The organism is Streptomyces sp. CB01635 (assembly GCF_002803065.1).
Taxonomy (GTDB): domain Bacteria; phylum Actinomycetota; class Actinomycetes; order Streptomycetales; family Streptomycetaceae; genus Streptomyces.
This window is the reverse complement of sequence record NZ_NNBL01000015.1, coordinates 168,237-190,312: the sequence shown is the minus strand read 5'-3', so window position 1 is coordinate 190,312 and position 22,076 is coordinate 168,237. Positions and strand designations below refer to the sequence as shown.

The 22,076-nt window shown below is 69.8% G+C and carries 20 protein-coding genes and 1 tRNA gene; 5 read left to right on the top strand and 16 right to left on the bottom strand.

The genetic code is table 11. The features are described 5' to 3' along the window. From CG723_RS30195 to CG723_RS30185, 3 genes are all read right to left on the bottom strand, one after another. A partial coding sequence (locus CG723_RS30195) for a tetratricopeptide repeat protein (RefSeq protein WP_100596699.1) occupies positions 1-1,464 on the bottom strand: 1,464 nt, incomplete at its 3' end. 210 nt (positions 1,465-1,674) lie between these two features. Next, a tRNA-Met gene (locus CG723_RS30190) sits at positions 1,675-1,748 on the bottom strand. 43 nt (positions 1,749-1,791) lie between these two features. After that, a complete protein-coding gene (locus CG723_RS30185) occupies positions 1,792-4,746 on the bottom strand; it encodes a UPF0182 family membrane protein (RefSeq protein ID WP_100596686.1) in 2,955 nt (984 codons plus the stop codon). A 140-nt stretch (positions 4,747-4,886) separates the two neighbouring features. Here CG723_RS30185 and CG723_RS30180 point away from each other — a divergent pair, with 140 nt between their 5' ends. Next, the gene (locus CG723_RS30180; protein ID WP_199841940.1) at positions 4,887-5,429 is read left to right on the top strand and encodes a PPA1309 family protein; all 543 of its coding nucleotides are present in this window, start codon (positions 4,887-4,889) and stop codon (positions 5,427-5,429) included. 63 nt (positions 5,430-5,492) lie between these two features. On the opposite strand, the gene CG723_RS30175 is transcribed toward CG723_RS30180, so the two are convergent. The 4 genes from CG723_RS30175 to CG723_RS30160 form a co-directional block, all read right to left on the bottom strand. Beyond that, complete coding sequence (locus CG723_RS30175; RefSeq protein ID WP_100596684.1) at positions 5,493-6,581, bottom strand: YlbL family protein; 1,089 nt, start codon at positions 6,579-6,581, stop codon at positions 5,493-5,495. A 25-nt stretch (positions 6,582-6,606) separates the two neighbouring features. Then, positions 6,607-6,843 carry a hypothetical protein gene (locus CG723_RS30170; protein WP_100596683.1) on the bottom strand — a complete coding sequence of 79 codons (237 nt, stop codon included), beginning with the start codon at positions 6,841-6,843 and terminating at the stop codon, positions 6,607-6,609. A gap of 148 nt (positions 6,844-6,991) precedes the next feature. Then, complete coding sequence (locus CG723_RS30165; protein ID WP_100596682.1) at positions 6,992-7,456, bottom strand: molybdenum cofactor biosynthesis protein MoaE; 465 nt, start codon at positions 7,454-7,456, stop codon at positions 6,992-6,994. A 119-nt stretch (positions 7,457-7,575) separates the two neighbouring features. After that, positions 7,576-8,688, bottom strand: coding sequence for an SDR family oxidoreductase (locus CG723_RS30160; protein WP_100596681.1), 1,113 nt, complete (start codon positions 8,686-8,688; stop codon positions 7,576-7,578). Between the two features lie 190 nt (positions 8,689-8,878). Between CG723_RS30160 and CG723_RS30155 the strand changes: the two genes are divergently transcribed. Together CG723_RS30155 and CG723_RS30150 are read left to right on the top strand one after the other, a co-directional pair. Then, entirely contained in the window at positions 8,879-10,351 is a 1,473-nt protein-coding gene (locus CG723_RS30155; RefSeq protein WP_100596680.1) for a zinc-dependent metalloprotease, read from the top strand. Then, positions 10,348-10,872, top strand: coding sequence for an NUDIX hydrolase (locus tag CG723_RS30150; protein ID WP_100596679.1), 525 nt, complete (start codon positions 10,348-10,350; stop codon positions 10,870-10,872). The genes CG723_RS30155 and CG723_RS30150 overlap by 4 nt, the downstream gene beginning before the upstream one ends. 93 nt (positions 10,873-10,965) lie before the next feature. Here CG723_RS30150 and CG723_RS30145 read toward each other — a convergent pair whose 3' ends face one another. The 4 genes from CG723_RS30145 to CG723_RS30130 form a co-directional block, all read right to left on the bottom strand. After that, entirely contained in the window at positions 10,966-11,721 is a 756-nt protein-coding gene (locus CG723_RS30145; RefSeq protein WP_100596678.1) for an AIM24 family protein, read from the bottom strand. A gap of 16 nt (positions 11,722-11,737) precedes the next feature. Beyond that, positions 11,738-12,418 carry an AIM24 family protein gene (locus CG723_RS30140; RefSeq protein ID WP_100596677.1) on the bottom strand — a complete coding sequence of 227 codons (681 nt, stop codon included), beginning with the start codon at positions 12,416-12,418 and terminating at the stop codon, positions 11,738-11,740. 11 nt (positions 12,419-12,429) lie between these two features. Then, positions 12,430-14,136, bottom strand: coding sequence for a TerD family protein (locus tag CG723_RS30135; protein ID WP_100596676.1), 1,707 nt, complete (start codon positions 14,134-14,136; stop codon positions 12,430-12,432). A 241-nt stretch (positions 14,137-14,377) separates the two neighbouring features. After that, positions 14,378-14,974, bottom strand: coding sequence for a M48 metallopeptidase family protein (locus tag CG723_RS30130; protein ID WP_100596675.1), 597 nt, complete (start codon positions 14,972-14,974; stop codon positions 14,378-14,380). Between the two features lie 310 nt (positions 14,975-15,284). On the opposite strand from CG723_RS30130, the gene CG723_RS30125 reads away from it, so the two are divergent. Both CG723_RS30125 and CG723_RS30120 read left to right on the top strand, forming a co-directional pair. After that, entirely contained in the window at positions 15,285-16,478 is a 1,194-nt protein-coding gene (locus CG723_RS30125; protein ID WP_100596674.1) for a ThiF family adenylyltransferase, read from the top strand. Positions 16,479-16,519: 41 nt separating this feature from the next. Then, entirely contained in the window at positions 16,520-18,022 is a 1,503-nt protein-coding gene (locus tag CG723_RS30120) for an ABC1 kinase family protein (protein ID WP_100596673.1), read from the top strand. 67 nt (positions 18,023-18,089) lie between these two features. Here CG723_RS30120 and CG723_RS30115 read toward each other — a convergent pair whose 3' ends face one another. The 5 genes from CG723_RS30115 to CG723_RS30095 form a co-directional block, all read right to left on the bottom strand. Next, on the bottom strand, positions 18,090-18,299 hold the full coding sequence (locus CG723_RS30115; RefSeq protein ID WP_100596672.1) for a hypothetical protein: 210 nt from the start codon (positions 18,297-18,299) through the stop codon (positions 18,090-18,092). An 86-nt stretch (positions 18,300-18,385) separates the two neighbouring features. Further along, on the bottom strand, positions 18,386-18,709 hold the full coding sequence (locus tag CG723_RS30110) for a hypothetical protein (RefSeq protein ID WP_100596671.1): 324 nt from the start codon (positions 18,707-18,709) through the stop codon (positions 18,386-18,388). Then, the gene (locus CG723_RS30105; protein WP_100596670.1) at positions 18,706-19,074 is read right to left on the bottom strand and encodes a WhiB family transcriptional regulator; all 369 of its coding nucleotides are present in this window, start codon (positions 19,072-19,074) and stop codon (positions 18,706-18,708) included. The genes CG723_RS30110 and CG723_RS30105 overlap by 4 nt, the downstream gene beginning before the upstream one ends. Positions 19,075-19,246: 172 nt before the next feature. Continuing rightward, the gene (locus CG723_RS30100; protein ID WP_100596669.1) at positions 19,247-19,570 is read right to left on the bottom strand and encodes a hypothetical protein; all 324 of its coding nucleotides are present in this window, start codon (positions 19,568-19,570) and stop codon (positions 19,247-19,249) included. A 163-nt stretch (positions 19,571-19,733) separates the two neighbouring features. Continuing rightward, a complete protein-coding gene (locus CG723_RS30095) occupies positions 19,734-22,064 on the bottom strand; it encodes an ATP-dependent DNA helicase UvrD2 (RefSeq protein ID WP_100596668.1) in 2,331 nt (776 codons plus the stop codon). Positions 22,065-22,076 lie beyond the last annotated feature (12 nt).

The following is a 22,076-nucleotide window of genomic DNA, read 5'->3' as shown; positions in this document are numbered from 1 at the left end:
CCGCTCCCGGTCCGCCGTGGCTGTGCACAGGGTCTCGCCCTCGCACGGAGTGACCGTGGCCAGGCGGTACGCGCCCTCGGCGCTGCCCCCGCCGGCGGCGCACCGCAGATGCCGCTCGGCGTCCCGCTCGTCGCCGTCCCGCAGCCGGGCGATCCCGGCCTGGAGCGCGGCCTCGGTGTGACCGCCCGCCGCGGCCCGCTCGTACCACTGGAGGGCGGCGACCTCGTCGTCCCGGCCGGCGTACAGGATGCCGAGGTTGAAGGCTGCGTCCACGCTGCCCGCCTCGGCGGCCTTGGAGAACCACGGCTCGGCGCCCGCCGCGTCGCCGCCCTGGAGGAGCAGCACGGCCAGCGCGTTCGCCGCCTCGCGGTGGCCCGCGTACGCGGCACGCCGGTACCACTGGTCGGCCTGCACGGTGCGGCCCTGCTCGGCGCAGAGCAGGCCGAGGTTGTACGCGCCGTTGATGTCGCCCGCGTCCATGGCCGCGCGGTACCAGCGCTCGGCGGTCTGGGTCTCGCCACGCTGGGCGTGCAGGGCGCCGAGCGCGTTGGCAGCGTTGCCATCGCCCTCCTGGGCGGCGCGCAGCCACCAGACCCCTGCACTCTCCTCGTCACCGGCGTCGCGCAGCAGGAAGCCGAGCGCGCAGGCGGCCCGGGGCTCGCCGTCCTTCGCGGAGTTCAGGTACCAGCGGCCGGCCTCCTTGAGCTCGCCGCGCTTCTCCAGGATCGCGCCGAGGTGCAGGGCGGCCCGGCGGTGTCCGCGCGCGGCGGCCTGCCGGTACCACTGCTCGGCCTCCGCGGCCGCGGGCAGCTTCCTGCGGGCGCCGGTCGCGGTCGCGCCGCCCGGGGCGCCGCTCTCGTCGTCGGCGGGCGTGGGCGCACCACGGAGCGCTCCCTCGGGGCGCTCGTGCGCGGCGCGCCGGTCGAGGGTGCGGGCCAGCCGGTAGGCGGCCTCGCGGTGGCCGTGCTCGGCGGCGGCGCGCATCCAGCGCTCGGCGCCGACGTCGCTGCGGTGTTCGAGGAGGTCGGCGAGCGCGTACGCGCCGAGGGCGTGGCCCTGTTCGGCGGACTGCCGCAGCCAGTACTCGGCGGCGGGCTCGTCGCCGCGCTCGCGGTGGTGGCGGCCGAGGGCGTGCGCGGCGGGGGCGGATCCGGCGACGGCGGCGATGCGCCACCAGCCGGCGGCCTCGTCCGCGTATCCGCGCTGGTGCAGCAGGACACCGAGGTTGTTGGCGGCGGCGCGGTCGCCCGCGGCGGTGGCAGCGCGCAGCTGGGGCTCGGCTCCGTCGAGGTCACCGCGGCGCAGCAGCATGGCTCCGAGGACACTCATCGCCTCGACGTCGCCGGACTCGGCGGCCGGCCGATGACGTGCTTCCTCGGCGGCCGCCCCGGGTTCCTCCCGGTCGGCCGGCTGCACAAACCGCCCTGTCTCCAACAGAGTTGCCTTGTCCCCCATAACGTCCATCGTCGCACCACCTGCAACCTGGGTACACCTGGTATACCGCAGCCAGTGAGGTCACTTCAGCGTTTTGTCGACATGCCCACAGAGAGATAAGTGAAACACGAAAACCTCAACTACCCCCGGGAGAGGCACGCTTCGCACGGACGGACGGTTCCCGCGCACACGACGAAGGCCCGGATCCTGAAAGATCAGGATCCGGGCCTTCGTCTTCAGTAGCGGGGACAGGATTTGAACCTGCGACCTCTGGGTTATGAGCCCAGCGAGCTACCGAGCTGCTCCACCCCGCGCCGTTGTGTTCAAACCGTACCACGGCGCGAGGGGGGTCTTCGCTCAGCTGCTCGAGCCCCCACTGTTCTTGCTGGTGTCCTTGTCGGCGCTCTGATCAGCGCTCTTGTCGCTGGACTTGTCGGCGCCCTTGCCGTCGCCGGCCGCCTTGTCGGCCGCGGACTGCGCCTTGTCGGCGCGCTTGAGGGCATCCTCCAGCTTGTCCTGCGCGTCGGCGTAGGCGTGCAGGTCGCCCTTCTTCATTGCGGCCTGGCCCTCCTCGAAGGCCTTCTCCGCGTCCGCGAGGGCTTCCTTGACCGTGGAGTTCTCCGGTGGCTTCGTCGTGTCGCCACCGGGCTTCTCCGGCTCGGCCGGCTGCGCGCCGTCCACGCCGAACGCCTGGTTCAGCGCGTCCCCGAGATTGTCGGCGAATCCGGTTCTGTCGCCGTAGGAGACCGCGACCTTGCGCAGCAGCGGGTACTCCGCGTTGCGGCCCTGTGCGTAGATCGGTTCGACGTAGAGGAAGCCCTTGTCGAGTGGCACCGTCAGCAGATTGCCGTACAGGACCGTCGAGTCGGCGCCCTTCATGTCGCGGACGAAGTTCGCCACGGACGACAGGGAGTTGAGCTTGTTCTGCACCTGTTCCGGGCCGTACACCTTGTCCTCGGTGACCCGCAGCAGTCTTATCGTGCCGTAGTCCTTGCTGGTGGCATCGGCGTCGACCGCCATGAACGCACGCAGGTTGGGGCGCCCGCTCGGGGTGAACGTCGTCGTCAGCGAGAACTGCTGGTCGTTCTGGCCCGGCATCTTCATGGACAGGTAGTACGGCGGGACCGCGCTGTTGTCCTTCTTCGTCGGGTCGTTCGGGACCTGCCACGCGTCGGACGCGTTGTAGAACTGGTCGGAGTCCGTGACGTGGTACAGGGACAGCAGCTCGCGCTGCACCTTGAACATGTCCTGCGGATACCGCAGATGGTCCTTGAGCTCCTGCGGGATCGCGCTCTTGGGCTCGACCGTGCCGGGGAACGCCTTCTTCCAGGTCTTGAGGACCGGGTCCTTGTCGTCCCACGTGTACAGCTTCACCGTGCCGTCATAGGCGTCGACGGTGGCCTTCACCGAGTTGCGGATGTAGTTGACCTGGTTCTGCTGGGCCACCACCGCGCGCTGGTTGTCGCCCTCGTTGAGAGAGTCGGCCGTCGTGTCACCGAGCGTCGTACGGGACGCGTACGGGTATCCGTTCGACGTCGTGTACGCGTCGACGACCCACTGGATCTTGCCCTTGACGACCGCCGGGTACGCGTCGCCGTCGATGGTCAGCCAGGGGGCGACCGCCTCGACGCGCTCCTTGGGCGTGCGGTTGTACAGGATCTTCGAGCCGTCGCCAATGGCTCCCGAGTACAAGATCTGCGGCTCACTGAAGGAAACCGCGTACGCGGCGCGGTTGATCGGGTTGGAGAGGCTGACGCCGCCCTCGCCGCTGTAGCTCGTGGTCTTCTGGGTGCCGTCGTCCTGCTCGTAGTCGAGCTCCTTCTGGGGCCCGCCGACGATCGAGTACTGGCGGGTCTTCTCGCCGTAGTAGATCCGCTGCTGGTACGAACCCAGGGTCCCGCCGGCGGGCAGGCCCGACTCGGTGAACAGGGGTGCGCCCGGGGAGTCCGGGTCGGTCTGCGTACCCTTGGCCGCGACCGCTCCGAAGCCGTGCGTGTAGGTGAAGTGGTCGTTGATCCAGTTCCGCTTCTCGACGCCCGCGAGGTTGAGCTCGCGCAGGCCGATGACGGTGTCCTGGCCCTTGTAGCGGTCGACATCGAGGGTCTTCGGGAACTGGTAGTACTTCCGCTCCTGCTCCAGCTGCTGGAACGTCGGCGAGACCACGTTCGGATCGTTGACCCGGTAGCTGGCCGCCGAGTCGGCGTCCGTGCGCTGCTGCTTGGAGTCCTTGACCGTGCCCTTGCCGGTGTAGTCCACCGGGGACACCCCGGCGATCCCGTACGCCTTGCGGGTCGCCTCGATGTTCTTCTCGATGTACGGGGCTTCCTTGGACTGTTCGTTCGGCTGGACCTGGAACTTCTGGACGATGGCCGGGTACAGGCCGCCGATCAGGATCGCGGAGAGCACCATCAGGCCGAAGCCGATGACGGGCAGCTGCCAGGTACGCCGCCACAGCGTCGCGAAGAACAGCACGGCACAGATCGCGGCGATGCAGAACAGGATGGTCTTGGCCGGCAGATACGCGTTCGCGTCGACGTACCGCAGGCCCGTCCAGTTGTCCGTCGCCTTGAAGTCGCTGGACTTCACCGCGAGCCCGTACCGGTCGAGCCAGTACGCGACCGCCTTGAGGGTCACGAACACGCCGAGCAGCACGGAGAGATGACCGGTGGCCGCGGCGGTGGCGCGCGCGCCCGGGCTGGTGATCCGCAGCCCGCCGTACAGATAGTGGGTCAGCGCGGCCGCGATCAGGGAGAGGATCGTCGCCGCGAAGCCGAAGCCGAGCAGGAACCGGTACCACGGCAGGTCGAACGCGTAGAAGGCCACGTCGAGGTGGAACTGGGGGTCCTTCTGGTGGAAGGGCACGCCGTTCACCCACATCAGCCACGTGCGCCACTGAGTGGCGGCTGAGGCACCCGCGATGAGGCCGACCAGGGCCGTGATGCCGAGCAGCAGCCACTTCTTGTAGGGCGCGATGCTCATGCGGTACCGGTCGAGGCTCTGCTGCTCCATCGACATGGCGCTCAGCGGGGGCCGCAGCCGGTGCGCGAGCCAGACGTTCAGTCCGACGGCGATCGCCATCAGCAGTCCGAAGACGAAGAACAGCCCGATCTTCGTCCACAGGGTGGTCGTGAAAACGGACGAGTAGTTGACCGATCGGTACCAGAGCCAGTCGGTCCAGAACCCTGCGAACATGACGAACGCCATGCCCAGTGCGGCAAGGACGCCGAGCGTCATGAGCAGGGAACGGACGCGCCGGGACGGTCGGCCCACTCTCATCCGTGGCCCCGTCGGGCCTCCGCCGCGGTCCGGCATCTGGAAAGCCAAGGTGCGCACCTCGAAAAGTTCGAAATCGATCGGTCAGGCCCAGGTGATCGAGGACCCATCACCTATGCAACTTACTCACGCTTTACTCAGTTCCCGGTTCCGGGTACTAACGAGGCAGGATTGTGACCATGTCCAACACTCCCATGGCAGCCAGCCCCCTCACCCGGGCCGTACTCGAGATCGACGAGTACGCCTCCGGCCTCGGCTGGGACCAGCCCGCCCGCCTCTTCGCCCTCGTCGACACCGCCCGCCTGCGGGCCCAGGAACCCGGCCTCGCGGCCCAGCTCGGCCTGGACGGCGAGGAGGAGGCCGCGGCCTTCACCCCGATCGAGCAGGACGAGGTGCCCGCCGACAAGGCGCTCGACGAGTTCCTCGGCACCATCGCCTGGCCCGACGCGGTCGTCGGCTGCGCCCTGACGGTGGAGCGGCTGATGCTGCCGCCGTCCGCGGAGGCCTCCGTTCCGGAGGGGCTCGGTGAGGCGCAGCTCGCCGACTGGGTGGCGAAGCACCCGGGCCGTCAGGAGGTCCGGATGACGGTCGCCGTACTGCGTGACGGTGCGCGCGAGTCGGCGCTGCGCCTGCGCGAGAAGGACTCCCCCAACGAGGTCCTCACCGGCTCGGACCTGGTCCCGGGCCTGGCCGAGGCACTCGCGGCGACGTTCGCCGAGTAGCACCCGCACCGCAACGAGAGGGGGCGCCGCACAGTGTGCGGCGCCCCCTTCATGAACCTCGTGTCACCCCTTGACCGTGCACTTCGGCAGGTCGGTGGTGTTGCCCGAGCGGATGTCCTTGAGGGCGTTCATCGCGTCGTCGATGGTGTTGACCTTGACGAGGGTGAGTCCGCCCGGAACGTCCTTGGCCGCCTCGGCGCAGTTGTCCTTGGGGGTGAGGAAGTAGCGCGCGCCCTTACCGCGGGCGCCGACGGTCTTCATCTGGATGCCGCCGATCGGGCCGACCTTGCCGTCGTCGTCGATGGTGCCCGTGCCGGCCACGAACCTGCCGCCGGTGAGGTCCTCGGGCGTCAGCTTGTCGACGATGCCGAGCGCGAACATCAGTCCGGCGCTGGGGCCGCCGACGTCGGCGAGCTTGATGTCGATGGCGAACGGGAACGTGTGATCGGTTCCGGCCTGGATGCCGACGATCGCGCGGCCGTCCTTGGCCTTCTCCGTGGTGACCGTGACGTTCTGCGTGCGGGTGGGCTGCTTGCCCTCCTTCTCGGCGGCGGCCGCGTCCTTGACGGGCACGATCGTGAAGGAGACGTCCTCGCCCGGCTTGTGCTTGGTGACCAGCTTCGCGACGTCGGCCGGCTTCGCGACCTTGGTGCCGTCGACGGCCTTGATCACGTCACCGGCGTGCAGCCGCCCCTCGGAGGGGCTGCCCTTGATGACCGACTGGACGATCACCCAGGACTTCACGGGGATCTTCAGCTCGTCCAGGGCGGCGACCTTGGCGCTCTCCTGGGACTGGCTGAACTCCTCGGCGTTCTCCTGCGAGGACTGCTGCTCGGTCTTGCCGTCGGGGTAGAGCGTGGCGTGCGGCACGACGATGCTGTCGTGCGCGAGCCAGCCGTAGACCGCCGAGACGAGGTTCATGTTGTAGTCGGCGCTCGTGACCCGGACCGTCGTCATGTTGAGGTGCCCGGTCGTCGGGTACGTCTTCCGGCCGGAGATCTGGAGCACCGGCTCGCCGTCGTGGTCCCCGAGTGTGTTGACCGTCGGTCCCGGTGTCATCTCCGCGTACGGAACTTTGATGAGCACTCCCGCGCAGAGCAGCGCGATCAGCATCAGGGTCGAGGCGAGCATCGTCGCGGTGCGGCGTGGCATGGAACGACAGTACGGGACCGGTCTGTCAGTGCACCGCTGGGGCGTCCGTCCGGGACTCGACCGGGGGCAGCGCGTCCGCCTCGGGGTCGAGGGGGTCCGCCTCCGTGCCGGTGTGCGACCGCTCCATGGCCTCGCGGAAGCGGACGTACCCGTTGAGCTCCGACACGTCACCGGTCCTGCGGTTCCGTGCGGCCCAGCTGCCCCACAAACCGGCGCCGACCGCTGCGAAAAGCGGAATGAGCAGCCACAAGAGCGCCGCCATGCCGGACCTCCGACCCCGTGAGCCACTACAACTGACTGATCAGCAGATTAACCATCCGCTGGGTCAACGCTCGCCGCAGGGGTGCGGTTACGCAACCGGAACCGCCCGTGTGGCCGAAGGCGACGATCGTGGCCTGGCTCCGGGAGGGTCAGCAGGCGCCGACCCACTCCTCGGTGCCGTCCGAGAACTTCTGGTGCTTCCAGATGGGCACCTCGTGCTTGAGGTCGTCGATCAGCTTGCGGCAGGCCTCGAAGGCCTCTCCGCGGTGCGGGCAGGACACGGCGACGACGACCGCGATGTCGCCGACCGCCAGATCGCCCACTCGGTGGACGGCCGCGAGGGCGCGCACCGGGAACTGGGCGACTACCTTCTCGGCGACGGTCCGCATCTCGACCTCGGCGGAGGGGTGGCACGAGTACCCGAGCGCGTCGACGTCGGCGCCACCGTCGTGATTGCGCACCGTCCCCACGAACAGCGCGGTGCCGCCCGCCGCGTCCTCTCCGACGGCCCGGAACACCTCGTCCACGGACAAGGGCGTGTCTCGGATCGCGATGAGCCGGATGGGGGCGTGCGCCGGCTGCTCTCCGGGGTGGTCGTTCGTGGTGCGTGCCATGAGGTCATCGTGCCGTACGCGGCCACCGGCACGGAATAGCGCTTTCCACCGGCACGCGCGCGTAGTGGGTTGGAGCCTCCTACAGGGCGAGCCGGTCCGGGCGCCGCTGGGGCGGGCTGTCAGATCCTGCGCCTGGCCTTGCGGGCCCGGCGCACGACGGCGGCCGCGCCGAGCAGGGCGACGGTGGCTCCGGCCGCTCCGGCCGCGGTCGCGTCCTTGCGTCCGAGGCGGCGGCCCGCGACGGTGTGCCGTCCCGAGACCTCCTCGAGGAGTTCGGCGAGGACCTCCTCATTGGTCCACTGCGGGCGCCATCCGGCGTCGTGCAGCCGGCTCACGCTGACCACCCACGGGTACATCGTGTACGCGAGGTCGCCGGCGGGGGACGGCGTGAGCCCGATCCGGTGAAGCCGGGCCGCGGCGCCCAGGGCGACCGCGGAGGGCAGCTCCATGCGGCGGATCCCGCTGAGCTCCTCGACCTCCTCCTGCTCCAGCCAGCCGTCGCAGCCGACGGCGAGTTCCCCTTCGACCTTCTCCAGGACGGCGTATTCCAGGGCGCTGCACAGGTCCTCGACGTGGCAGAACTGCCAGGCGGGCCGGGATCCCGCCACGACGAGGAGCCGCGGCGACTCGAAGTACCTGGTCAGGGCGGTGTCGGTGCCGCCGACGAGGGTGGCGGGGCGGACCACGGTCACGTTGAGTCCGGGGTGGGCGCGCGGCGCGCGGCGGGCGAGCCGCTCGACCTCCAGGAGGTCGCCGACGCCGGTGGCCTCCGCGGTCGCGCGCAGTTCGGCGTCCTCGGACAGGGGCAGCTCGTTGTCCTCCAGCGCTCCGTAGACCATCGCCGAGGTGCACAGGACGACACGGTGGACTCCGGCGGCGGCCGCGGCGGTGAGCACCGTCTGGGTGCCGCGCACGTTGTACGCCGTACGGGCGGCGGGGTCGGTCTCCAGGTCGAGGTCGAGCGCGAGGTGCACGACGACGTCCGCACCGCGCAGCTTCTCGGCGATCGCCGGGTCGCGCACGTCCAGGATGTGCCAGGTCGCGGACGCGCACTCACCGCGCCGCTCGTCGATGGCCAGGACCTGCTTGATCTCGTCGGATGCGGCGAGTCGCTCGGTAAGGAGCGCGCCGACGCCTGAGGCGGCACCGGTGACCGCGACGACGGGGCCGCGCGCTCCGGAACTGGTCGAAGGGTTTCGCGCTGCGCGAACCTGTGGATCTGGGGAACTCACCGGGCGTCTCCAGCGGTTGTATTCAGTACGTACGTGTAAGACGCGTACGTACCAGGAGGCATCCATCCTGCCGCAGGCCGTGAGTCGGCGGAGCACCGAGGCCCGATCGCGTCACGGTGTCTACGCTGGGTGTGTAGTCGGGCAAACGCCGCCGGGACAGAACCGGTGGCCTTACCAGCCGAGGAACCCCGTGAGTGACACCCCATTCGGATTCGGCCTTCCGCCGGAGGAGCCGGACGACGGCGACGAGGGCAAGAAGAAGGATCAGCAGGGCGGTGGCGGTCAGGGACCTGCCAACCCCTTCGGTTTCGGAGGAATGCCCGGCATGGGCGGCGGGGACAACCCCTTCGCCGCGATGTTCGGTTCCCTGAACCCCAATGACCTGGGGGCCGCCTTCCAGCAGCTCGGCCAGATGCTCTCGTACGAGGGCGGCCCGGTGAACTGGGAGATGGCCAAGGACATCGCCCGTCAGACGGTCTCCCAGGGCACCGCCGACGGCACCAAGGACGCGAGTGTCGGCCCCGCCGAGCGCTCGCAGGTCGAGGAGGCCGTGCGCCTGGCCGACCTGTGGCTCGACGACGCGACGTCGCTGCCGTCGGGTGCCGGGTCCGCGGTGGCGTGGAGCCGCGCCGAGTGGGTCGAGGCGACCCTCCCGGTGTGGAAGGAACTCGTCGACCCGGTCGCCGAGCGTGTCGGCCTGGCCATGGGCGATGTCCTTCCCGAGGAGATGCAGGCCATGGCGGGCCCGCTCATCGGGATGATGCGCTCCATGGGCGGCGCCATGTTCGGCTCGCAGATCGGGCAGGCCGTGGGCGTCCTCGCGGGCGAGGTCGTCGGCTCGACCGACATCGGTCTGCCGCTCGGCCCCGCCGGCAAGGCGGCGCTCCTGCCGGTGAACATCGAGGCGTTCGGCAAGGACCTCGGCATCCCCAAGGAGGAGGTGCGGCTCTACCTGGCGCTGCGCGAGGCCGCCCACCAGCGGCTCTTCTCGCATGTGCCGTGGCTGCGCTCGCACCTGTTCGGCGCGGTCGAGGGATACGCGCGCGGCATCAAGGTCGACACGGCGAAGCTGGAGGACGCGGTCGGCCAGCTCGATCCGCAGAACCCGGAGCAGCTGCAGGAGGCGCTTCAGCAGGGCATGTTCCAGCCGGAGGACACTCCGGAGCAGAAGGCCGCCCTGGCCCGCCTGGAGACCGCTCTCGCGCTCGTCGAGGGCTGGGTCGACGCCGTGGTCCACGCGGCCGCGAAGCCGCGCCTGTCGTCGGCCGACGCGCTCCGTGAGACGCTGCGCCGCCGCCGGGCGACCGGTGGCCCCGCCGAGCAGACGTTCGCCACGCTGATCGGTCTGGAGCTGCGCCCGCGCCGCCTGCGGGACGCCTCGCGACTGTGGGCCTCGCTGACGGACGCGCGCGGTGTGGACGGGCGCGACGGCCTGTGGGCGCACCCGGACATGCTGCCGACGGCGTCGGACCTGGACGACCCGGACGGCTTCGTGCACCGCGAGCAGCTGGACTTCTCCGAGATCGACAAGATGCTCGGCGAGGCGGCGAGCGGCGGCCTGGACAAGCCGAACCTCTCCAAGGAGGGCGACTCCAAGGGCGACGGTCCCGCGGACAGCTCCAAGAACGACTCCGACGGCTCCAAGGACGACGAGGGCAAGTGACGCTGCACGACGACGCGGTCCTCGTACTGAAGGCCTACGAGGGCCAGGCCGAGCTGCGCCAGGCGTACCTGGATCACCTGTCCGCCCATCCCGAGGACGGCATGTGGAAGGCCTGCACGGACGGTCATCTGACGGCGAGCGCGCTGGTCATCGACCCGTCCCACGGGCGGGTGCTGCTCACGCTGCACAAGAAGCTCCAGATGTGGCTGCAGATGGGCGGCCACTGCGAGCCGGGTGACCTGACGCTCGCGGAAGCCGCGCTGCGGGAGGCGACCGAGGAGTCCGGCATCCCCGGCTTGACGCTCCTGCCGGGCGGCCCCGTGCGGCTCGACCGGCATCCGATCCCGGGACCGTGCACGCGGCATCTCGACACGCAGTACGCGGCTGTCGCTCCCGCCGACGCGGTGGCCGCCATCAGCGACGAGTCGCTCGACCTGCGCTGGTTCCCGTACGACGAGGTCGCGGGCGTGGCGGACGACTCCGTCGTGCGCCTGGTGGAGGCGACGCGCGCCCGACTGTGAGCGGGCATGTGTAAGGGGCGGCCACCGTGGTGGCCGCCCCTTACACATGCCACGTGGCACATGGTCACTCAGGACACATGATCGCCCTTCGGGTCAGCTCCAGACGTTGCCCTGGTTCTGGCCACGGGCGCCCTGCTGGCCCATGCCGTACTGGGCGCCGAGGCCCTGGCCGATCACCGCGTTCTGCGGGGGCAGCAGCTCGCTGGGCTGCACGAGGGCGTAGCCCTGGCCCATGAAGCTGAGCTCCCAGCCCTCCCCCGTGTTGCCGCGGCGCCGCCACACTCCGGAGGAGTGCGTCTGGGCCTGCATCTGCACGCGCAGGCCGTTGGACCAGGCGACGATCGCGTCCGCGTCGGCGTTGACGTACCGGTCCGGGGTGACCTGGAGCATCAGCGGCTGCCCCGACGTCATCAGGGCGACCTTGCCGCGCCCGGTGATGTTGAGCTGGTACTTGCCGGAGCCGGAGATGCCGTACTGGCTGTCGACGGCGACGACCTGGTAGCTGAGCGAGGAGTCGAGCGCGAGGACATAGCTGCTGTCCACGGTCAGACCGTCCTGCTCGACCTCCACCACGTGGATGAACTGGGCGAGGTTGGCGAGGTAGACGGTGCCCTGCCCGTGGCAGCGCATCAGGTCGAGGCCCTCACCGGTGTTGGCGCGGGCGCGCCTCTGACCGGAGGTCTGGATCTCGCCGTCGAACTCGACAAGGCCCTGGTAGGCGACCATGGCGCCCTTGCGGGCGAGGATGTCGTCGTGGCCTTCCAGCGTGACCCGCAGCAGCTGCGGGTTCTGGACGGTGTAGCGCTCCTGGGTCTGCTGCTCGGAGTGCGCGAAAAGCGGGCTCTGCATGGTGTTCCGTTCCCCCTCAGCCCCGGACTCGGAGGCGGTCGGTGCTGTCCTCACTGGGCTGTACGACGACAATGCCTTCCCCGGAGAAGCCCATCTGGTAGGCCTCACCGCTGCCGCGCCCGATGAGCGAGCCGGCCTTGAAGCTGCGCTTGCCCTTCACCTTGAGGTTCGGGGACCAGGCGATCAACGCGTCCGGGTCGACGTACGTCTCGTCCTCGCCGCGGCCGCAGTCGACGACGATGGGGGTGCCCCGGGACGTGAGGGCGACATAGCCCTGCCCGGAGATCTTGATGTTCCACAGGCCCTGTCCGGCGAACTTGGCGAGGCCCTTGACGCGCTCGACGCCCCACTGGAGGTGCGCGTCGAAGGCGAGCAGGTTCGTGCCGTTCACCGAGATCGAGTCGCCACCGAGGTTGATGACGACAATCTCGGCGCCGTAGTCGGCGAGGTAGAGGATGCCGTCTCCGGTGGCCTTCATCAGGGGCGCGCCCTCGCCGGTCATCCAGTCGCGGGCGATCTGGCGGACGGCGGGCGGGTTGGGCTCGTACTGGACGAACCCTTCGTAGGCGACCATCGAGCCCACGCGCGCGAGGAGGTCGTTGCCGGTCTGCATGGCGACCTTGAGCATGTTGGCGCCGTGGTTCTCCATGCGGGCGGCTACCGGGGTCGGGGCGTAACCCGCGAGCGGCTGGTTCATGACGGGCTCCCTCAGACCTCGAACGGCTGGACGACGATGAAGTTCCCTGGCGCACCCCGGAACTGGAGGTTCACGCTCTCCCCGCTGTGTCCCGGGTAGGCGTTGTAGCGCATGCGCACCTGGCTGGACACGATCGCCTGCGCGGCGGCCGACCAGGCGACGACCGCGTTGCAGTCGGCGAACGTCGTCGGCGTCACGGGCAGCACGACGGGCGTGCCGTGCGTCTTGACGACGACCGTGCCCGTGCCCTGGAACTGCATGACGAACAGGGCGCCGCCGGGAATGCCGTGCCCCTCGATCCTGCGCACCTCGTGCTGGAGGCTCTCGTCGAACGCCAGAACGTTCTCCGCGGATACGCAGATCGCGTCGCCCTGGAGCTCGATGGGGTGCAGATGCGTGGCCTCCTCCGCGAGGAAGACCTGGCCGCGGCCGGTGCAGCGCATCAGCTGCATCTCCTGGCCGGTCGCGTTGCCCACGATCCGGCCGGCGAAGCCCGCGCCCTTGTAGCCGAACTCCACCTTGCCCTGGTAGAGCACCATGCTGCCCTGCCGGGCGAGCACCGGCTGGTCGCCGCCGGCGCCGAGATCGACGCGGATCAGCTTCTTGTTCTGCAGGGTCCACCGCTGACCGGTGGGCGCCTCGCGGAACGCCGAAAGCGCGGCGGACACACCGGCGGCGCCTCCGCCCTGCGGCACACCCTGAGGTGCCCCGTACGGCGACGGGGCACCCTGCTGACCGGGGAACTGACCGGGCGGCTGCTGCCCGTAACCGGGAGGCGGAGTCGGCTGTCCGTACCCCGGGGGCGGGGTCGGCGCCTGGGGCTGCTGCCCGTAGCCGGGAGGCGCGGTCGGCTGCCCGTAGCCCGGGGGCGGGGGCGCGGTCTGACCGGGCACATGTCCGATGGGCGGCGCGTGCGGGGTGGGCGCGGCCGGCGGCTGCATGGCGCCGGGCGGCGTGGCCAGCGGTGCGACGATCGTCGGCGCCGCGTGCACCGACGGCGGGGCCGGGGCGGGCGGCGGCGTGGCTGCCTGCGGCGGCGCGTAGCCCTGCTGGGCGGGCTGCGGGGCCGGGGCGGGCGCGGGCGTTGCGGGTGCGGGCGCGCCGAACGCGGGTGGCGCCGTGGCCTGCCCGGGCGGCGCGAACGACGGTGCACCGGTCTGCTGCTGGGGCGGCGCGGCGGCGGGCTCCTCGTCGGCGACCTCACCGCCGAAGTTCTTCAGCAGCGCGTCGAGTCCGCCGTCGAACCCCTGCCCGACGGCCGCGAACCGCCAGACGTCCTTCAGGTAGAAGTCGCCCAGCATCACGGCACGTTCGGTCGAGAACTCCGTGCCGTTGAACGAATAGCGGGCGACCTCCTCGCCGCCCGCGACGATCCGTACGTATCCGGGGGCGATCTGCGACATCTGCCCGGCGCCGTCGATCGTCGCGGTGAACGACAACTTCTGGATGTTCGCCGGGATCCGGTCGAGGGTGACGCGGAAGGACTCGCTGTCGCCGGCCTGCGCACCGAGAAGCTGAATCGACTCCTCGGGCGATTTCGGCTGATTGAAGAAGACGAAATACCGGTCGTCCGAGAGCCGTTCGTCGGCGTCAAGACCGAAGCAGCTGATGTCGAAGGTCAGCCCGGGACCCGTGATCTGCACGCCTACGTACAGATCGGTGCCCGCGGTGAGGTCACTGATCTTGGCCTTGTGGCCGCGTTGGAATTCCCTGGCCATGCGTAACGACCGTCCCCCATCCCGAAGGTGAATACGTCGCGTCAGGCTAACCGCAATCACTGACAGCGGCGGCAGCCGGTACAGCCCTGGTACACAACGGGCACGCGGCGGGCGGAATCGGCGAAGGGTCGACGGACAGTCAGACCTGGGCGCCGAAAGGTCATAGGGGGTGACTCCTCGGTCAGTCACTCCAAGGCGGTCGCTCAGGGGAGGCCACTCGTGGGCGGTCACTCCCGGGTGCTCACTCCTCGCGAGCGGCCGGCAGATGCGGCAGCCGGTCGGCCGCGACAACACCCTCGAGATAGCCCCGCGCCCGCTCCGTGCGCGGATACGCCTCAAGGAGACGCCAGAACCGCGGCCCGTGCCCCGGCACCAGCAGATGCGCCAACTCGTGTACGAGTACGTAGTCGACCACGTACTCCGGCATCCCCTGCAGCCGGTGCGACAGCCGGATGCTGCCCTCGGACGGCGTGCACGACCCCCAGCGCGTGTTCTGATTCGTCACCCAGCGCACGGACGTGGGGCGGGCCCGGCCATCGAAGCACTGCTCGGACAGCCGCTCCGCCCGCTCGGCGAGCTCCGCGTCCCCCAGGACCCGTTTGCTCTCCTGCGCGGCCAGCTTGTCGAGCATGACGTTGACCCAGCGCTTCTCCTCGGCCTCCGACATACGGGCCGGAATGAGGACGACGGTCCGGTCACCTTCGCGATACGCGGAGACCGTTCGGCGCCGCCGGGCGCTTCTGCGGACCTCTACCGCGCTCGCCCTCGGGCCGCTCGGCGGCGGGCTGGTCGTGCTGCGCTGCGTGTTCGTGGCGCGGTGCAGTGGGTCGGCGGGCACGCCCCGACGTTACCCGCTGCACATGGGGGAAGTCCCGCCTCCGGGACTCTTCGGTGCGGCCCCGCACCCCTCCCGCGCGATTTATACGACTAATACCCACCCCCTGTGGATAACTTTTCACACGGATTCCCCCCGCCGTGCATCCTGGCAATCGACCGACGAGCCACCCGAATTCCGGCCCGCGGTCACGTCACCGACGCCACCGACTTCGCCAACGTCATCAACTTGATCGCCAACTTGCCAGCTTGATCACCAGAGCGAGAGCACAAGCATCACGGGGGAACAGATGGGCACTTCACCGCCGACAGACATGCATCCGATCCTGAAACCTGCGCTGCGACGCGGCTGGCGCGACCTCAATACCGTCCAGTTCGGCGTGGCAGCCGCCCACGCCGTCGTACTCGGCCCGGTCGACACCGCGACCGGCACCTTCCTCACCCTCCTCGACGGAACCCGCGGCGTGGCCCTGCTGCGCGACGAAGGCCGCCGGATGGGACTGCCCGACGGCCATGTCGACGCCCTGCTCCACCGGCTGACGAGGGCCGGACTCCTCGACGACGCCACCGGCGGAGGCCCGGCCTTCGACGCGCTCCGCAAGCGCCAAGCAGTCCTCGACCGACTCCGCCCCGACCTGGCAGCCCTCACGATCCTCTCCCCTGAACCAGCCGCAGGGGCAAGGAAATTGGCGGCCCGCCGCAGCATGCGCGTCCAGGTCCGGGGAACCGGCCGCGTCGGCACGGTCATCGCGTCCGTCCTGTCCGCCGCAGGCGTCGGCCACGTCGATGTGCGCGACGGAGGCATTGTCGAACCGTGGGACGTGGCCCCGGGCGGACTCCCCGTCGAATCCGTCGGAGAACGCCGAGACACGGCCGCGTATCGAGCCGCACGCAAGGCCGCACCCGATCGCCCACCCCGCCCCGACCGCCGCTCCGGCCCACCTCAATCCCAAGCCCAGCCCCAAGCCCCGTCAGAGGTCCAAGCCCCGCCCTCAGCCGAGGAACCTGCCCTCTCCCTCGTGATCATCGCCCCACGCGACGGCCTGTCCCCCCACACCCCCGACCCTCTGGCCGCCGAAGAACTCATCGCCTCGGGCACGCCCCACCTCTACGCCGGAGTGGTCGAGGCCACCGGAGTCGTCGGCCCCCTGGTGCTGCCCGGCGGCACCGCCTGCGCCGGCTGCCTGTCGCTGGACCGCACCGACCGCGACCCCACCTGGCCCCGACTGCTCGCTCAATGGCGTTCCGGACGTCAACTCCAGGTACCCGCATGCGACCTGGCTCTCGCCACGGCCGTCGCCGGACTCACGGCAGCACACGCGCTGGCCTTCCTCGACGGCGAACTGCCGTCCAGCACCGGCGCCCGCTGGGAGGCATCGGCTCCGGGACTCGACTGGCACGCCCGCCCGGTATGGGCACATCCGGACTGCTCATGCGGAGCAGGTCAGAGAAGTAAGGGGGAGCAGACCTCCGAGGGCGGAGAGCAGCACGACACAATGGCCAGGTAACCGCCACTGGCGGCACGGCAGGCTGGGACTTGGAGGGGCGCATGTCTGATCTTCCCCGGAAGGCGGTAACCCGTACTGCCAAACTGGCCGCGCTGCCACTCGGCTTCGCCGGGCGCGCGACCTGGGGCCTCGGCAAACGCATCGGCGGGAAGTCGGCCGAGATCGTCGGGCGGGAACTGCAACAGCGCACGGCGGACCAGCTCTTCAAGGTTCTCGGTGAGCTCAAAGGCGGAGCCATGAAGTTCGGGCAGGCCATGTCCGTCTTCGAATCCGCCCTCCCCGAGGAGGTCGCAGGCCCGTACCGCGCCGCTCTGACCAAACTCCAGGAAGCGGCGCCCCCAATGCCCACCAGGACGGTCCACGCCGTCCTCGCGGAACGGCTCGGCGACGAATGGCGGGAAAACTTCCTGGAGTTCGAGGACAAGCCCGCGGCAGCAGCATCGATAGGGCAGGTCCACCGCGCCATCTGGCACGACGGCCGCGAGGTCGCCGTCAAGGTGCAGTACCCGGGAGCCGGCGAGGCCCTGCTTTCCGACCTGAACCAACTCGGCCGCTTCGCCCGCCTCCTCGGCCCCCTGATCCCCGGCATGGACATCAAGCCGCTCATCACGGAACTGCGCGACCGGGTGTCCGAGGAACTCGACTACGGGCTGGAGGCACAGGCCCAGCGGGCTTGCGCCGAAGAGTTCGCCGACGATCCCGATGTGCACGTACCCGACGTGGTGCACCAGTGCGACCAGGTCCTCATCACCGAATGGATAGACGGAACACCGCTCTCCGAGGTGATCATCGACGGCACCGACGAACAACGGAACCGGGCAGGACAGCTTCTCGCCCGCTTCCTGTTCTCCGGCCCGTCCCGCACCAGCCTGCTCCACGCCGATCCGCACCCTGGAAACTTCAGGCTGCTGCCCGACGAAAAGAACGACTGGCGACTCGGAGTCCTCGACTTCGGCACCGTGGACCGGCTCCCCGGCGGCCTCCCCGAAACCATCGGCACCTCACTGCGCATGACCCTGGCGGGCAACGCGGAAGCTGTCTACGAACTGCTACGCACAGAGGGTTTCGTCAAGGAGACGATCGACCTCGAACCCGACGCGGTGCTCGAGTACCTGTTGCCGATCATCGAGCCGGCCCTGGTCGACGAGTTCACCTTCACGCGCGGCTGGATGCGCAGCCAGGCCGCACGCATCGCCGATCTGCGCTCCCCCGCCCACCAGCTCGGCAAGCAACTGAACCTGCCGCCCTCCTACCTCCTGATACATCGCGTGACCCTCAGCACCATCGGAGTCCTGTGCCAACTCGGCGCGACGGTACGGCTACGGGACGAACTCGAGAGGTGGCTACCGGGATTCCTGGCGGAGGACGAGGAACCGGTTGACGACGCGGCAGGCGGAGCGGTCGTGGGCCCGGCCGTCGGCGCGGTCGAGGGCTCGGCCGTCGGCGCGGTCGAGGGCTCGGCCGTCGGCGCGGTCGAGGACATAAGTGCCGAAGCAGCGGCGAGCGCGGGGACAAGCGAGGGCGTCTCGGCTGCTGAGGCGTGATCAAAAACTGGGGGCGGGGGGGAGGGGGCGGGGGGAGGGAAGCCCCCAAGGAATGTTCCGCCGAAGCTCACCACCACTCCGAGTCCAGCCGCCCCTCAATAGCCCTCAGGTTCTCCCGGGCGCAACGGTCGCAGTAATGCCGGCCGGTCCCGTTCTCCACTGAGTAGGTCCAGGTCGGCGGGGCGCCCTGGGCGGTGGTGCCGCAGAGGGCGCACACGATGGTGCCGGGTTCGGGCTCGGGTCGCTGCGCTGAGTCGCCGTCGGGAAGAGACGTCACGTGGTGACGATAGCTCCGTCTTCCGAGGCTGTGGGGCAACGCACCGCGGGGGCCGGTCCGTTGTGGATCGGCCCCCGCGGGGTGGGTCACTGCATGACCGCCATGGCGAGCGCGCGGCGGGCGCGCAGTGATGCGCGCTCGGCGCGGCGCTGCATCCGGCGGGCCGTTGCCAGGCGCAGTGCGCGGCGTTCGGCCTCGGTGGAGCGCAGCCGCTCGTGCATATGCGCACGAGCCAGCGCTTCTGGGATGAGTTGCATCTCTCGGGTCCTGTTCTGGCGCGAGTCGTTCGCGTCGGTGGTGGTGAAGTCTGGGGTCGCAGAGCCGGTGGGCTCGCTGGTGGACGGCTTCATCGGGGCCTGCTTCTGGGGGTCGTGCGTCAGGGGGCGGTCGATCGTTCCTCGTGCGTTCATGCCGCGACCGGGTTCTTGCGCGGGCGGCCACGCGGCCGCTTCCGGGCTACGACGACGCCCTGGACGAACAGCTCGCCGCCCCAGACGCCCCAGGGCTCGCGCCGCTCCTTGGCGCCGGCGAGGCAGGCCTCGACGAGCGGGCAGGTGCGGCAGAGGGACTTGGCGTACTCGACGTCCGCCGGCGACTCCGCGAAGAAGACCTCGGGGTCGTAGGCACGGCAGGGGACGGGTACGCCGAGGCTCTCGATGGCGTCGTCGAGCGCGGTGAGCGCAGTCAGGGGGTTCAAGGTGGGGTCCTCCGTGAGACCGGGCGGGGGGAGAGTGTCTGAAGGCGGTACTGACGGGGCGTGCGCTTCGAGTTGCACGGTGTTGTCTTCCTCGTCTGGTCGTTCCGGCCTGTGGGCCGGGTGGCGGTGGTACCGGGTCTTTTCTTGTTCCCGAGGCCCCTTCGTTCTGTTGTCCCGTGCGGGCAAAACAGAAGGGCCGCGGATCCCGGGTGGGGTTCCGCGGCCCTGAAGGCGCCGGCCTGATCGAGGATCAGGCTGGATCACTCCAGGGTTCGAGCCCACGGAAGGCCCACATCGTGTGGTGGTGCGTCGTCTGCTTCCGGGATCCGGCACCGGCCGCCGCAAAGGCATAGGCCTGGGCCTGTGCCGTTGCTACTGCTTCCGGTGCCTTGGTCGGTCGCTCATTGCTCTCGCGGACGGGAAGGTCGGCGAGAGACAGGAAGGACTCCGGACGGGCGGCGGGAATGCCGGACGCACCGGTGCCCAGGTTCGAGAAACCGAGCAGGCAGGAAGCGACGACCGAGCGATCGGTCATTTTGGCGGTGCTGATGAAGCTGGCGTTGATGCTGATCACTGGAATTCGCCTCCTCTCGGCGTCTCTGGGACCGGGGTGAACCGGTCCGACGGCTTTAGTACAGCACGGAACCAGGGCCTCGGAGAAGAGGCGCTGTTCCCGTGCTTAAGAACCTATGGGGATTGCTGGGGCATGCGCAAACTATTTTTTCGACGAGTTTGCATCAGTCGTCCTCGTCGACTCCTCCAACGCCCTCATCCGGGGCCCCACCTGCGCAGATGGTGAGCACGTCGGTGCCGAACCGGTTGAGCTTGCGCATGCCGACGCCGGGGATGCGGGCGAGTTGGGCCGCGTCTTCGGGCATGGCTTCGGCGATGGCGATGAGGGTCTTGTCGGTGAAGACGCAGAAGGCGGGCTGTCCGAGCTGTTGTGCCTGGTCGGCGCGCCAGTCGCGGAGTCGCTCGTGGAGGCCCTCGTCCATGTCGGAGGGGCAGTCCTCGCAGCGCATGAGTTTCATCTCGCCGGCGTCGGTGAGGGTGCGTCCGCAGACGTGGCAGCGGGCGACGGTTCGGGCGGTGCGGCGTCGGACGGGTCCGGTGGTGGTGCGGGGCGTCGATGGTGTGCCGTGTTCGATGCCGCCTTGTCCGGTGCTGGTGTTGCGGGCCGCGGCTCCTGAGGTGCCTGGCCGGATGCCGTCGAGGAAGCGGCTGGGGCGGCGGTTGGGGCGGCCGCCGGGTGAGCGGGAAAGGGCCCAGGACAGGCTGAGGTGGTGGCGGGCCCGGGTGACGCCGACGTAGAGGAGGCGTCGTTCTTCCTCGATTTGTTCGTCGGTCTTGGCGTAGGTGATCGGCATCATGCCTTCGGCGAGGCCGACGAGGAAGACGGCGTCCCATTCGAGGCCCTTGGCGGCGTGCAGGGAGGCGAGGGTGATGCCTTCGACGGTGGGTGCGTGTTGGGCCGCGGCGCGTTCGTCGAGTTCGGTGACGAGGTCGGTGAGGGTGGCGGTGGGTTTGGCGCGGGCGAAGTCTTCGGCGAGGCGTACGAGGGCGGCGAGGGATTCCCAGCGTTCGCGGACGGCTCCGGAGCCGTCGGGGGGTTGGCTGGTCCAGCCTTCGCCGGAGAGGACGGCTCGGACCTGGGAGGGCAGGTCGACGGCGTCGTCGAGGAGGGAGTCGTTGTTTCCGAAGCGGGCGGCGCTGCGGAGGGCGTGGCCTGCTTTGCGTACTTCCGCGCGCTCGAAGAAGCGTTCTGCGCCGCGTAGCTGGTAGGGGATGCCTGCGTCGGCGAGGGCTTGCTCGTAGATCTCGGACTGTCCGTTGGTGCGGAAGAGGATGGCGATTTCGCCGGCGGAGACGCCGTTGTCGATGAGGGTGCGGATGCGGCGGGCGGTGCCTTCGGCTTCGGTGGGTTCGTCGGCGTAGTCGGTGTAGGCGGGTTCTGGTCCTCGGTCCCGTTGGGAGATGAGGTCGAGGCGGTGTTCGGCGGCTCGGCCTTTGGCGTGGGAGAGGAGGGTGTTGGCGAGGTGGACGACCTGGGGGGTGGAGCGGTAGTCGCGCACGAGTTTGACGACGGTGGCGCTGGGGTGGCGGGTGCGGAAGTTGAGCAGGTGGTCGGGGGTGGCGCCGGTGAAGGAGTAGATGGTCTGGCTGGCGTCGCCGACGACGCAGAGGTTGTCGCGGTCGCCGAGCCAGAGGTCGAGGAGTCGCTGCTGGAGGGGGCTGACGTCCTGGTATTCGTCGACTACGAAGTGCTGGTACTGGGAGCGGACCTGTTCTGCGATGTCGTGGCGGTCCTGGAGGATGCCGACGGTGAGCAGGAGGACGTCCTCGAAGTCGATGAGGGTGCGGTCGCGCTTGAGCGTTTCGTAGGTGGCGTAGATCTGGGCGGTCTCTGCGTTGTTGCGGGGGGTGAGGCGTCCGGTTTTGGCGGCTGCTGCGGCGTAGTCGGCGGGGACGGTCTGGGTGACTTTCGACCATTCGATTTCGGCCGTGACGTCGCGGAGCTCGCCGCGCTCGAGGCGGATGCGGCAGGCGGCGGCCGCGTCGGCGACGAGCTGGATCTTGCGGTCGACGATGCGGGGGAGTTCGCCACCGACTGCTTTGGGCCAGAAGAACTGGAGCTGGCGCAGGGCGGCGGCGTGGAAGGTGCGGGCCTGGACTCCGCCGGCGCCGAGGTGGCGGAGTCGGCCGCGCATTTCGCCTGCTGCGCGGTTGGTGAAGGTGACGGCGAGGATGCTGTTGGGCTGGAGGATGCCCGAGCGGACTCCGTAGGCGATGCGGTGGGTGATGGCGCGGGTCTTGCCTGTGCCCGCGCCGGCGAGGACGCACACCGGTCCGTGCAGGGCGGTGGCGACGGCGCGCTGTTCGGGGTCGAGCCCGTCGAGCACCGCGTCGGCCGTGTCCGGAACCTGCGGGAAGAGGGTGGAGTGCGTTGCTGCTGTCACCCCGCCATGCTGCCAGGTCGGTGGGGGCGGGTGCGTCGCGTTGTCCACAGGGGGCGGGTGCAGTCGTATTAATGCGGCGCGTGTCACGTCTGCGGGTGTGGTGGACGTCATGCGTGGGCGGTG